Source organism: Nitrosopumilus oxyclinae (genome assembly GCF_013407165.1).
Lineage (GTDB): Archaea > Thermoproteota > Nitrososphaeria > Nitrososphaerales > Nitrosopumilaceae > Nitrosopumilus > Nitrosopumilus oxyclinae.
Map to the genome: position 1 here is coordinate 1,153,123 of NZ_CP026994.1, position 12,926 is coordinate 1,166,048.

A 12,926-nucleotide genomic window follows, 5' to 3' on the forward strand; every position below is an offset into this window, starting at 1 on the left:
ATAGAGGGAGAAATAGATCGATTAAAAAATCAAGTTAAATAACTGACACAGGCAAAAAATTTATGAATTTTGATGTAGTAATTGCCGGGGGAAGTGTTGCAGGTCTACTTTGCGCAAGAGAGATTGCCAGAAATGGAAACACTGTTCTAGTAATTGAGGAGGATTATGAGATTGGCACTCCCGAGCATTGCGGTGGACTAGTCAGTTTATCAGGATTAGAAGAACTCGGAGTCATTCCATTTAGAAAAACATTTGATCATGCTATAGAATCAGCAGAAATTACAGCACCAAACGGTACTAGTTTTGAAATAAACTCTGCAAAACAGAAAGTAATTGAAATCAGTAGAAGAGAACTAGACAAACAGATTGCCTTTCAAGCTCAAAAAAATGGTGCAATCATCAAAGTCCGAACCAGTTTCCAAGAGATCACAGATACTGGAATTAGAACTAATAATGAAAAGATCAATTGTAAAATATTTGTTGATGCCAGAGGAGTTTCATCATTAATTCATAAAGATAGAACAGGAATTTTATCATCAGCTCAATACGAAATCTATGCAGACTGGATAAAGAAAGGCAAAGTAGAAGTAATTTTTGACCAAGAAAAATATCCAGGGTTTTTTGCATGGATTATTCCATCAGGAGAAGGCAAAGGTAAAGTCGGAGTTGCAGGTAAAGGAATTAACGTATCTGAATCACTAGAGAAAATTCTCAAAGAGAAAGGAGAGTATTCAACCATTAGGAAAATTTATGCACCAATCTGGATTAAAGGCCCCATCAAAAAATTTGTAGAAGGTAAAACGGTAATTATTGGAGATGCTGCAGGGCAAGCAAAACCAACAACTGCAGGAGGCATATTCACAAGCGGAATGGGAGGAGTATACGCAGGACAAGCAATATCAGAATTTTTGAAAACAAACAACAAAGCAGACTTGGAGCAATATCAAAAAAAATGGACTGCAAGATTTGGCAAAGAATTTGAAAAACAACTCTTGGCAAGAAAAATTCTAGAGCGAGTAGATAACAATACAATCAACAAATTATTTGAATCAATTACACCAGAAATTATCAAAGATATTTCAGAAAAAGATGATTTTGATTTTCATACAAGTTCAATCATAAAATTATTAGGATTAAAGGGATCGATTAAAACTGCTCAAACTCTAATTGGTGGAGAAATCAAAAAACTACTCAGTTAGAATACGCATAATTTTCAAGGAAGGTATAAATGATGTTTGAAGAAAATCGTGGTATGTCATCATCTACCATATCATTACCAACATGTAGTTGCTGTCATAGACCAATTATGCCTAATGATAAATGTGTAAAATTCAATTGTCCTAATTGTGGTGCAGATTTAATTTGGAGATGTCAAAGTTGCAGAGAAGCAGCAAGAAACTATACTTGTTCCTCATGTAACTTTCAGGGACCATAGAGAAATGACTCAATTACTATTTGTAACAAAAATTCTTCCAAAGGGTATGGAAATTGATTTAGATAAATTGGCTGAAACCATCAAAACAACATTACCAGAAGGAATGTCAATGAAAAGGCATGCAAAAGAGCCATTAGCATTTGGTTTAGAGTGTATCAAAGCAGAATTTGTTTTAGAAGATAAAGAAGGTCAAAGCGACGCTCTAGAGAACGCAATTAGATCAACTGACGGGGTAAGTGAGTTTGAAGTTCTCAACATGAGTAGAATGTCAGTTGACATGAAATAGGTGATTTTTTGGCACGCAAAGAAGAACCTTTGCAGATGAGGATTGGAGAAGCAAAACAACGAGACGTAGGAAAGAAACGTGCTCGAATTGGTCCTGAAGCTATGGATTTTCTCAAAGTAACACCAGGAGATATTGTCGAGGTGATGGGTTCAAGATCCAGTTGTGCTGTTGTCTGGCCAGTAGATGAAGACGAGAAACTACCAGATATTATCAGAGTGGATGGACAAACAAGAAAAAATGTTGGTGCATCATTAAATGACTTTGTAAAAATTAGAAAAGTAACATCAAAGTTTGCAAAAACAGTTTCATTGACACCATTAAATGATACAGTTACAGTTGACAAAGAGTTTACAGACTTTGTAAAAAATAGATTGAAAGGATTGCCAATTACTCATGGAGATGAAATCTCAGTTATGATTTTAGGAAACTCTATTGATTTTAAAATTTCAAAGACATCTCCAAAAGGGGTAGTAAAGATAGACCGTACTACAAACCTTAGCATATCAACTGAGACATCAGTGGATAGAAAAGTCAGAGTAACATACGAAGAGGTAGGAGGTTTAAGACGTGAAGTAAAAGCAATGCGAGAAATTGTGGAACTTCCATTAAAACATCCAGAATTATTTGTACGATTAGGAATTGAGCCACATAGCGGAATTTTACTTTATGGACCACCAGGTTGTGGAAAAACACTACTTGCAAAAGTTATGGCAAGTGAATCAGAGGCAAACATGTTTCCAATTAACGGTCCAGAAATAATGAACAAGTATTATGGAGAGACAGAAGCAAAACTAAGAGATATTTTCAAAGAAGCAAAAGACAATTCACCAAGCATAATTTTCATAGATGAAATTGATGCCATTGCACCAAAAAGAGAGGAAGCATACGGAGATGTAGAAAAAAGAGTTGTTGCACAACTATTGGCATTAATGGATGGTCTCAATGATAGAGGAAATGTAATTGTTTTAGGAGCTACAAACAGACCAGATAGTGTAGATCCCGCCCTTAGAAGACCAGGTAGATTTGACAGAGAGTTTGAGATTTCAGTCCCAAATGAGGATGAGAGATTTGAGATTCTTGAAATTCACACAAGATCAATGCCAATTAGTGATGATGTTGATCTCAAAGATCTGTCATCAGAATTGCACGGGTATACTGGAGCTGATATCAAATCACTATGTAGAGAAGCCGCACTAAAATCAATCAGAAGATATCTTCCAGAAATAGATCTTGAGACTGAAAAAATTCCGTCTGAAGTACTACAATCAATGCAGATTAAACTAATTGATTTTTACGATGCAATGCATGAAGTTGTCCCTACAGCAATGAGAGAATTCTACGTCGAGAGACCAAAAGTATGGTGGCAAGACGTTGGAGGATTAGATGATATTAAAAAATCACTTACAGATAATCTCATAATGGCCATGAAAGAGCCCAGTAAATTTACAAAGATGGGGATAAAGCCACCAAAAGGTGCTTTAATTTATGGCCCACCAGGTTGTGGAAAAACACTGCTTGCAAGAGCTTTAGCTACTGAGACTGGAGCCAATATGATCTTGGTTAGAGGTCCTGAAATCCTCTCCAAATGGCTAGGAGAGTCTGAAAAAGCAGTAAGAGAAATTTTTAGAAAAGCCAAATCATCATCACCATGTGTAGTAATATTTGATGAACTAGATTCCATTGCACGCTTCAAGTCAGGGGAAGGTGGAACTGGTGAAACAATTCTAAGTCAACTACTAACAGAAATTGAAGAAGGTAGCTCATCAAGAGTGGTAGTTATTGGAATTACAAATCGTCCAGATGTTTTAGATAACTCGTTACTTAGAACAGGAAGATTAGATTTGGTGCTTTATGTATCTCCACCAGATGAAAAAGGAAGATTAGAGATTATCAAAATTTTAACAAGAAAAATGCCATTGGCAAACGATGTAAAATTGCAAGAGATTGCAGTAGCTACTCAAAATTATTCAGGTGCAGATTTGGCAGCATTATGCAGAGAAGCAGCAGTTGAAGCAATGAGAAATAACTCACCAAAGATTTCAAGTCATGACTTTGCAAATAGTTTAAAGCAAATTAGACCATCAATCACAAAAGAGGTAGACCAATGGTACAACACTGTAAAGGAAAGTATATCTAACGTGGTACCAAAGTCAGGGGATAAATCATTCTACGGATAAAAAATGGCAATACCAATAAGAAATACAGTATTTGATAAGATTAAGGAAGCAAATCGTTTAACAGATGTTGAGCTTTTCAAGAGTCTTGCAAAAGACGGGCATGTAATTGCAGAGGACAGATTCAATAAAATTCTACTAGACTTGGAGATACTGGGATTAATCACAGTCTCATGGATTACCAAAGAGGAGCGTAGAATTGAAGTTGTTGCAGTTGAGAAAACAATTGACAAGCATGAAGCTCAGGTAAAGGAAACTATGGAAAGTGATTACGAAGCTAGTTTCCCAGGCGTAGATAAATAAATTTTAAAATAACGGGAAATGAAATGCTGCATCTAATGCAACAGCTACGAAAATTATTGTAAGATACGGAGCAGTTACTTTGTATGCTTTCCATGCAAATTCAGATGTAGGATTCTTTGTTAATTTATAATGATATACCAACATCAATGCCCCAGAAACTATTGCAATAACAGTATAAACAATTCCTAATCCATCTGGAATAAATGAAAGTATTAATGAATATGGAATTAAAATTAATGTATTACCTAAAATAAATTTTGAAGTTTTTTGCATTCCAATCACAACAGGAAGCATTGGGACTTCGGCTTTTGCATATTCATCTTTGATCTTCATTGCAAGACACCAAAAGTGAGAAGGGGTCCAAACAAAAACCAAAAATCCAACTAAGAAACCTAGTAAATCCATACTACCAGTAGCTGCTGCCCATCCAGCCCAAGCTGCGGCACTACCAGCAATACCTCCAATAACAATATTGGATGTGTGTCTTCGTTTTAGCCAAACTGTGTATATTACAACATATGAAAAAATTCCCACTGCAATAAAAAATGCAGAAACTGCATTCAATGCAAAGTAACCATAAATTACAGAGATGCAACTTACAGCCAATCCATATATCAAAACATTAGATGCTGCCATCTTTCCAGAAGGAATAGGTCTAGTACTAGTTCGAGTCATTTTAGGATCAATGTCTTTATCATAATAGTGGTTTAGTGCACTAGAGCCAGCAGATGCCAAAGCGCCTGCAATAATAATATGCAAATATGACCAATAATCTAGTTCAGGAACACCTGGAACTAGCTTACTTGCAGCATACATGGATGTAACTGCAGTAATTACTAAAAGAACCACAATTCGGGGTTTGGATATCTCCAGTATTTCATTAAATCCCAATTCACTCTATCCTATTCCAAAGCCATTTAATTTCTTCGTCTAGATCCATATGATTTCGCAAGGAATAAGTATCTCAGTCCTATCAGCTATCTTAAATGAGTAATTGGGACCTCATGATGCCAGGAATGGGACTAACAGCTATAGGATTAGCTGGTCTTACATTATCGTATGCAGGCATCGCACATACATTCATCGATGGAATGCACGCACTTACTGGCCTTACCATGTTTGTTGGATTAATTTTCCTAGCAGCAGGTATCTTAGATGGAGGGGTTTCAACAAGTAATAGAGCCAAAGCCACAACTTTGGTGATTTTATCAATATCATTAGGATTTGGAATGTATGCGATGGTATTGAATACATCAAACTATACAGTTACAATAGCCGGAATTTTAATGGCAATTGCATTTCCTGCAATTATAATTTCATATCTGTATATGAAACACCCAGCTGTAGCAAAACCAATTGGAGCAATTGTTTCAATGGCAGCAGCTACTGGAATTATCATGTGGATATCATTTGGAATTTTCTCATCTCCTGACACATACATGATTCCTCAACAAGTAGGTGTTGATGAACCAGCAGAAGATCTTACACCATCAGGTCCAATATTTGCAATTGAAATTCTTGAAGATTCAGCTCAAGAAGGAAATCCAGATTATTCACCAGATGTAGCAGTAGTTACACAAGGATACATAATTGAATGGACTAATGCAGATGCAGCAGCGCATACTGTAACAAGTGCAGTAGACTATGGAGAAACATTTGATTCTAGTTTAATGAGTGCAGGTGAAATATACACACTAGATACAAGCAATTTAGAGATAGGTGAATATGAATACTTGTGTATTGTACATCCTTGGATGGTGGCATCCATAGTTATTGAAGCTGCAAAAGAACCAACCAAAGTAATAATTCCTCAAGGAGCAGCAATTCCTGAAGACGGACAAATATACTATGATCCAGAAATTTTAGAAATTTCAGCTGGAACTACGGTAATTTGGGATAACGTAGATAACACAATGCATACTGCAACATCAGGTACACCAAACAACGGAGCTGATGGAGTATTTGACTCAGACATTTTATCTGCAGGTGATACGTACGAGTTTACGTTTAGTGATGCAGGGAGTTATGATTACTATTGTATTTTACACCCATGGATGATTGGAACTGTTAACGTAGAATAGATTTGCAGAAAATCAAATTATCACAACAAGATAAAAAAATCCTAGAAGAATTTTCAGAAAATCAAAAACCAAATGAATCATGTGCGTTATTGTTTGGTAAAGAGGGTACGGTCTTGGATCTTTTTTTAACAGAAAATATTGAAAAATCTTCTGTAAACTTTACAATTTCAAACAATCAATTAATTGAAGGGTATAGCATTGCAGAGGGGAAAAAAATGGATGTGATAGGCATATTTCACTCACATCCACAGTCAGATGCCTACCCCTCAAACACAGATAAAAAATTCATGCAAAGTAACCCAGTAGTGTGGGTAATTTACTCAGGAATCAATAAAAATTTCAGAGCATTTATTCTTGAATCAGATATAATTGAAATTCCGATTATAGAATAATTCTAGGCTCCAAAAATAGTGTGTCAAACTATGACACACAGGGTTCGAGGTGTTCTTTCGTCAAAAGACATACTGAAAGTTATGTTATTTCCCAAAAATGGGAATTATGCAAAAAGTTTTGATAATTCTAATTATGGTAGGATTTACAATATCAATTCAGACAGCATATGGAAGTGCAGTAATGCCGGGAGAAACAGATACAATTTTTTGTGATTTATGTATTGAGCAAAAGGACCTAATAAAAAAATCCAAAAATAAAGAATTCAATATGGTAGGATTTGATTTTGAGTATAAAGATACAAGAAAATATCCTACATGGGTAAACTGGATGCCAGCAGAGCCATTAATTGATGAAACCCCATCAGCTCTTGAGCAAAGAATGGAGAATGACAAAAATACATCTCACGGAATTTCAAGAAATCATATTTTATTCTCTGCATTAGTATATTTAGAAGAAGTTAAAGCAAAACAAAAAATAAATTTAAATGAAATCAATAATGATGATTTTTATAAATTGGATAATTTTCATACAATTTATCCAGTTGGAAGTGACATTCAAGATATTAAATGATAAAAATCAAACCTAACAAATAGATAAAATTCTAGAAGAAACTATTGGTAAAAAAATACAAAAGCAACTTGACATAAGGGAATATTATTGATTATGTTTTACGAAACAAAGCACTCTCACTATGAATATCATTTAGAATTGATTTATCAGGAGAAATAATTTTTCCAATGATGTTAACAGGAGATGCAGGAGTTATTTCTCCAGGATTTCCAATAGGAGTAGGCCCATAAAACAAACAGATTGCTTTGCCTGTTGGCCAGTATGCAACATCATTTAGATCAACTGGAGACTTTGCATTTTCTTCAGGTTGAGATATGGGAGATTTTGATGTGTAAATTTCATCGCCCCAAACATTAAGATCTACTGTAAATGGTAACTTTGAAACAAAGTCATTAACAGTATTTGGAGAATTAGCATCATCTAATTCTAAAAGGATGTTTGAAGAGTTTGGAATTTCAATTACAACTGAATATTTCATAAATATTGATGATCTTTGAATTAAATATCCCTTTTTTCAATTACATTCATGGAAATTCACGTATACGACACTTATGTCAAAGCAAAAGATGGTCACACCATGCACTTTGATGTAATTACTGGTGAAAAAGACCACGATAAAGCCATCACATATGGCAAAGAGTGGTTACAATCAGTCGGTGAGGGAGATGCAGAGATGACTACAAATGAATGTCAATTCTGCCACTCACAAGGAGCACCAGAACCTGTTGAACAGGCAATTAAGGAAAAAGGCTACTTCATTCAAAAGATGGAAGGCTGTCCTTAATCATTTTTCCTTTTTATTAAAAGACATATTTTTTAGATCAGTCTACATAGAATAACCATGTCTGAAAACAAATACTCAAAATGGACAGTTGAGGGAGACAAGAAAACAAAGTGGATTTGTGGATGTTTCCAAACCGCTGACAACTATTTCAAATTCTGTGAGACACATAATGTCACTTTAAAAAAAGCAATTCAAGCTCAAATCGATGAATTAGACATGACGTTAATTGTTGAGGATAAGGCAATTAGTTCCACGTATCTGAGTAGTTAATTCAGTCCTTCTTTACAGATATGCAAACTCACACCACTACGTTACTGTTATTACGCTGATTTTGCTTAAAGAGTTTGTTTATCCATTCATCATTGTTATATCCTCGTTTTACTTTCTATTTTACATGGTTCATAAAATAAAATATTTTGACGCTAATGAATTAAAGGCAGGGGTTTTTCTTCAGGATGTCGTAAATGATTTTCTAGCAGAAAAAAAAGACAAAATCATAGCTGTTCATCCAGTTATGGAGAAAACTTTGCTAGTCCATTATCAAGAATAATCAATTAACAATACATTTTCTTGTGTATGTTGAATTAATCTGATTTGACAAAACCCAAACCATAACAAAGACAGAGAGTATTGAATTGTTAGAGATTAGAATAAGAAATTTTATGGGTTAGATTGCAATAATTGCAACAAATGCAGATACGAATACAATTGCAATTGTGTTTAGTAGTTTAATGACAGTGTTAAGTGCTGGACCTGCAGTGTCTTTGTAAGGATCACCAATAATATCTCCAACTACTGCAACTTTGTGAACTTCAGAGCCTTTCTCTCCTCTCATTTCAACTAGTTTCTTTGCATTATCCCATGCACCACCAGTATTTGCCAAGTGGTATGCTAGTAAAATTCCAGTGACTACTGCACCCATTAGTAATCCAGCTACTGCAGTTGGACCTAACAAGATACCTAAGATGATTGGGGCAAGAATTGCAACAATAGCTGGTTTCCACAGTTCTTTAATTGATGCAACTGTAGCAATATCTACACATTTAGCATAATCAGGTTTTGATGTTCCTGCAAGAATTCCAGAATCTGCTTTGAATTGACGTCTAACTTCATCAACCATTTTTCCTGCAGCACGTGATACACCATTAATTAGTTGACCTGTAATGATAAATGGGATTAATCCACCAATGAGTAATCCAACTATAATTGCAGGATTTGTTAAACTATAATCTAAATCTAGTACACCTTCAAAGACATGTGCTGCTTCAAACTGAAATGCTTGAATCATAGCCAATGCAGCTAATGCAGCACTAGCAATTGCAAAGCCTTTGGTGACGGCTTTAGTTGTATTTCCAACAGCATCAATTTCATCAGTAACTTTACGATTTTCTTCACCCATTCCAGTCATTTCAACAATTCCACCTGCATTATCTGCAATTGGACCAAATGCATCGATACTAAGAACAATTCCTGCCAGACTTAACATAGCCATAGCAGTCATTGCAGTTCCAAATATTCCATAAAGTACTGGATCTGAACCTTCAGGTGCTGCACCTGATGCGATACTGTAAGAGAGAATAATTGCAACAACTAAAGCAATCATAAATGGTCCTGTAGATTGCATTCCTTTGATAATTCCCATTAATGTTAATGATGCATATCCCCATTTTGCAGACTCTGCAATTTCAATAACTGGTTTCTGTTTGTAACTAGTATAGTAATCTGTAATTTTCTGAATCACTGGAACTAAAAGTACTCCAATGACAGTTGAGCCAAATAGTGCATATGATGCTGGAGAATCTCCAATGAATTGTGTAATAAAGACATAGTTGAGTCCAATTGCAATTGCAGCTGAAACATAAAATGAACGATTAAGTGGTTTCATTACATCTGTGATATTTTTAGAACCAACTATCACTACACCAATAATGGATGCAATCATTCCAGATGAACCAATCAAGATAGGATAAAGGAAAAAGTTTGGTGCGCCAATTAATGCTGCAATGAGTAATGCTGCAAGAATTGTAACAATATAAGATTCATAAACATCAGAGCCCATTCCTGCGGCATCGCCAACATTATCTCCTACGTTATCTGCAATAGTTGCAGGATTTCTAGGATCATCTTCAGGAATATTTGCTTCAACTTTTCCTACCAAATCAGCACCCATATCTGCAGCTTTTGTAAAAATACCGCCACCAATTCTAATGAATAATGCAATTAAGCTTGCTCCAATTCCAACTCCTGCAATGGTAATTGGGTCAGGGAAAATAAGATAAAGTCCAGTAATTGCTAAAAGTGCCATTGCAGGAACTGCTAAACCTACTGTTGCTCCACCTCTAAAGGCCATGGCAAATGTTTGTCCAAGCCCACTTCCACTAAGATTTGCAGCTCTAACTGCTGCTTTTACTGTAATTTTTAATGAAATAATTCCTGCAACTGCAGAAAGTGCTGCACCTACAGCAAATGCAATTCCGTTTGACGGAGTTAAGAAGATACCAATAATCAAAGATAGTGCGATAGCAACTGGAACAATTATTTTCATTTCTCTTTTTAGAAATGCAGAAGCGCCTTCTTTGACTGCGTTGGAAATATCCATCATCTCTTTTGTTCCTGCTGGTTGTTTGACAATCCATGCCACCAAACCACCTGCAACTAAAAATGATGCAATACCTGCGATAAAGGGCAGAATTTCAGCTATTTCCATCGTATACTCGCTTGCCAAATCCTAGTAAATATAAATCAAATAGCAGAGATCTTACTTCTTTTTCGATATGGAGGAAATTCTTTTCCTCTAAGTCCTTGTCGTACTAATTTGTTGAATCTTTTCCCATGAGCAAGATATGGGAATCTCATGTGAATTAATTCATGAACTATAGTATTTTCCAAATTCTTCTCATCAGGGATTTTTCTTACATTGATGAATACAAGATTATGCTGAAGATATGAAACTCCATAATACTTGTAAGCAGATGTTCTCCTACCTTCAGTCATTTCTTTTGGAGCGTCCAATACCTCTTTGGTAGTTAAGAGAATTTTAGGCTCAGGAATTGAAAAACGATTAGAGTAAATTCCAACTTTTTCTAAAATTTGCAACGAAAGTTCAGGATCTAATTTCACAACAATACATCATCAAATCAGTGTTTATCTTCAAATGTCAATTGTTGTATGAAATTTAGTGTATTTTGATTTGGCTAATTATGAATTAATAGGGTCAGAGGTAATAGTGGGGTAATCATCAATATCATACAGCCACCGTCTCATCACACCCCGATTATTCCATTAAATCAAGTAGTGTTTGTACTCTATTTCTTATTTCTGGAGTTATTTGCACTATTACTAGCCCTTCGTTTGGCTGACCATACAAAACAACCGCATTTTCAGGTGCATGAATACATACAGGTAAAACAAGCAAGTCTTCCTCTCCATCAACTAAAAGTCTCACAGGTGTTTGCAGAGTGAAAGCCTTTTTGATCACAGTAATACTTTCTGAAGTAATTTCAGCTGCAGGGTTATCAACAGTCAATTCAGTTGCATTTTCTAGTTTAGGAGGTTCTCTTTTTTCTCTTTTTTCTAATCCATCAATAATTTGTAATGACGGAATCAAATCAAAATTAATCATTTTTTCTGTAGTTCTATCCCCTATAGTAATGACATACGAATCCTCAGAAAGATATTTTTGAATATGTGATTTATCAGCTTGACTTTCAGGTAAGAGTACCCCTAGAGGAGTTTTCATTTGTTCTCTTAATGAAGTAGGTAATTTCACAGGAATCTAACTAGCGCTTGGTTCAGGTGCAGATTCTTCACTAGTACTTTCAGAAGCCATCTCTTCTTGTAATTTTGCTGCAATAATACTGCATTGTGCTGCAATATTTTTTGCACTTTTTCTAAAAGCCACTGAACTTGGAGAATCAGGATTTGTAATCATAATTGGTTTTCCTAAATCAGAGCCAGCCATAATTCCAGAGTTTAACGGAATTTCACCTAAGAATGGAATGTTAAATTTTTCACTGATTTTCTTTGCACCACCTTCACCAAAGATGTAATGTTTATCATCACAGTTTGGGCAAATAAAATGAGACATATTTTCAACAACTCCAATGATTGGAACATTTAGTTTTTCAAACATTGAAACTGCTTTGACTGCTACATCACTTGCAACATCTTGAGGAGTTGTAACTACAAGGATACCAGTGATAGGAATTGTCTGTGCAAGAGTTAGTGGTATATCACCAGTACCAGGAGGAAGATCTACAATAAGATAATCTAATTCAGACCAATTAGTGTCAACTAAAAATTGTTTTAATATTCCAGAAATAATGGGGCCACGATAAATTGCTGCTTGGTTTGATTGATCAGCAAAGAAACCAAAGGATACAACTTTTAATCCATTAGAGTCGGCAGGTTGAAGTTTGTTATCTTCAACTTCCATAAATCCATCTTTCATTCCAAGCATCAAAGGAATACTAGGACCATAGATGTCAGCATCCAATAGACCAACTTTTGCTCCAGATTGAGATAATGCTAATGCTAAATTCAAAGAGACTGTTGATTTTCCTACTCCACCTTTTCCACTTGCAACACCAATAATATTTTTGACAGTTGCCATTCCAGTATCATCATCAAGGGAACGCCCCTCCATTACTTTGGCAGTTACTTTCAAATCAAAATTTTTCAAATCAGAAATATCTGCAATTGCCTTTCGAACATCATCTTCGATTTCGACATTAAACGGACATGCAGGAGTTGTTAATTCTAAAGTAAACTTTAGATTTCCATCATTAAGTTCTAAATCTTTAATCATACCCATTGATACGATATCTTTTTTCAAATCAGGATCAATCACAGTGCTGAGTTTTTCAAGAACTTGATCGATTCCAACCATTGCGTCAAAAAG

At 35.3% G+C, this 12,926-nt stretch carries 17 protein-coding genes; 11 read left to right on the forward strand and 6 right to left on the reverse strand.

What is annotated here, in order from left to right; all coding sequences use genetic code 11:
* Window positions 1-62: 62 nt before the first annotated feature.
* From C5F49_RS06885 to C5F49_RS06905, 5 genes are read left to right on the forward strand one after another with little or no spacing between them, the layout of a single operon-like run.
* The gene (locus tag C5F49_RS06885) at window positions 63-1,199 is read left to right on the forward strand and encodes an NAD(P)/FAD-dependent oxidoreductase (protein ID WP_179362261.1); all 1,137 of its coding nucleotides are present in this window, start codon (window positions 63-65) and stop codon (window positions 1,197-1,199) included.
* A gap of 29 nt (window positions 1,200-1,228) precedes the next feature.
* On the forward strand, window positions 1,229-1,435 hold the full coding sequence (locus C5F49_RS06890) for a zinc finger domain-containing protein (RefSeq protein ID WP_179362262.1): 207 nt from the start codon (window positions 1,229-1,231) through the stop codon (window positions 1,433-1,435).
* Between the two features lie 4 nt (window positions 1,436-1,439).
* Window positions 1,440-1,721, forward strand: a complete 282-nt coding sequence (locus tag C5F49_RS06895) for an elongation factor 1-beta (protein WP_179362263.1) — start codon at window positions 1,440-1,442, stop codon at window positions 1,719-1,721.
* Between the two features lie 8 nt (window positions 1,722-1,729).
* Complete coding sequence (locus C5F49_RS06900; RefSeq protein ID WP_179362264.1) at window positions 1,730-3,898, forward strand: CDC48 family AAA ATPase; 2,169 nt, start codon at window positions 1,730-1,732, stop codon at window positions 3,896-3,898.
* 3 nt (window positions 3,899-3,901) lie between these two features.
* A complete protein-coding gene (locus C5F49_RS06905) occupies window positions 3,902-4,198 on the forward strand; it encodes a hypothetical protein (protein ID WP_179362265.1) in 297 nt (98 codons plus the stop codon).
* Window positions 4,199-4,201: 3 nt separating this feature from the next.
* On the opposite strand, the gene C5F49_RS06910 is transcribed toward C5F49_RS06905, so the two are convergent.
* Complete coding sequence (locus C5F49_RS06910; protein ID WP_179362266.1) at window positions 4,202-5,089, reverse strand: heme o synthase; 888 nt, start codon at window positions 5,087-5,089, stop codon at window positions 4,202-4,204.
* 95 nt (window positions 5,090-5,184) lie between these two features.
* Between C5F49_RS06910 and C5F49_RS06915 the strand changes: the two genes are divergently transcribed.
* The 3 genes from C5F49_RS06915 (at window position 5,185) to C5F49_RS06925 (ending at window position 7,242) form a co-directional block, all read left to right on the forward strand.
* Complete coding sequence (locus C5F49_RS06915; RefSeq protein ID WP_179362267.1) at window positions 5,185-6,279, forward strand: plastocyanin/azurin family copper-binding protein; 1,095 nt, start codon at window positions 5,185-5,187, stop codon at window positions 6,277-6,279.
* A 2-nt stretch (window positions 6,280-6,281) separates the two neighbouring features.
* Entirely contained in the window at window positions 6,282-6,671 is a 390-nt protein-coding gene (locus C5F49_RS06920; RefSeq protein WP_179362268.1) for a M67 family metallopeptidase, read from the forward strand.
* Window positions 6,672-6,768: 97 nt separating this feature from the next.
* Complete coding sequence (locus tag C5F49_RS06925; RefSeq protein WP_179362269.1) at window positions 6,769-7,242, forward strand: hypothetical protein; 474 nt, start codon at window positions 6,769-6,771, stop codon at window positions 7,240-7,242.
* Between the two features lie 91 nt (window positions 7,243-7,333).
* On the opposite strand, the gene C5F49_RS06930 is transcribed toward C5F49_RS06925, so the two are convergent.
* Entirely contained in the window at window positions 7,334-7,720 is a 387-nt protein-coding gene (locus tag C5F49_RS06930; RefSeq protein ID WP_179362270.1) for a cyclophilin-like fold protein, read from the reverse strand.
* Between the two features lie 48 nt (window positions 7,721-7,768).
* Between C5F49_RS06930 and C5F49_RS06935 the strand changes: the two genes are divergently transcribed.
* The 3 genes from C5F49_RS06935 (at window position 7,769) to C5F49_RS06945 (ending at window position 8,576) form a co-directional block, all read left to right on the forward strand.
* Entirely contained in the window at window positions 7,769-8,026 is a 258-nt protein-coding gene (locus C5F49_RS06935) for a DUF2024 family protein (RefSeq protein WP_179362271.1), read from the forward strand.
* A gap of 57 nt (window positions 8,027-8,083) precedes the next feature.
* Window positions 8,084-8,296: a hypothetical protein gene (locus C5F49_RS06940; protein WP_179362272.1), complete on the forward strand. Its 213-nt coding sequence runs from the start codon at window positions 8,084-8,086 to the stop codon at window positions 8,294-8,296.
* Window positions 8,297-8,420: 124 nt separating this feature from the next.
* Window positions 8,421-8,576, forward strand: coding sequence for a hypothetical protein (locus C5F49_RS06945; protein WP_179362273.1), 156 nt, complete (start codon window positions 8,421-8,423; stop codon window positions 8,574-8,576).
* Between the two features lie 117 nt (window positions 8,577-8,693).
* On the opposite strand, the gene C5F49_RS06950 is transcribed toward C5F49_RS06945, so the two are convergent.
* From C5F49_RS06950 to C5F49_RS06965, 4 genes are all read right to left on the reverse strand, one after another.
* Complete coding sequence (locus tag C5F49_RS06950; RefSeq protein ID WP_179362274.1) at window positions 8,694-10,733, reverse strand: sodium-translocating pyrophosphatase; 2,040 nt, start codon at window positions 10,731-10,733, stop codon at window positions 8,694-8,696.
* 35 nt (window positions 10,734-10,768) lie between these two features.
* Window positions 10,769-11,146, reverse strand: a complete 378-nt coding sequence (locus tag C5F49_RS06955; RefSeq protein WP_179362275.1) for a hypothetical protein — start codon at window positions 11,144-11,146, stop codon at window positions 10,769-10,771.
* A gap of 154 nt (window positions 11,147-11,300) precedes the next feature.
* Window positions 11,301-11,765, reverse strand: coding sequence for a GTP-dependent dephospho-CoA kinase family protein (locus C5F49_RS06960; RefSeq protein WP_179362276.1), 465 nt, complete (start codon window positions 11,763-11,765; stop codon window positions 11,301-11,303).
* A gap of 36 nt (window positions 11,766-11,801) precedes the next feature.
* Window positions 11,802-12,914 (reverse strand): Mrp/NBP35 family ATP-binding protein, encoded by a 1,113-nt coding sequence (locus C5F49_RS06965; RefSeq protein ID WP_179362277.1) that lies wholly within the window; start codon window positions 12,912-12,914, stop codon window positions 11,802-11,804.
* Window positions 12,915-12,926: the final 12 nt, after the last annotated feature.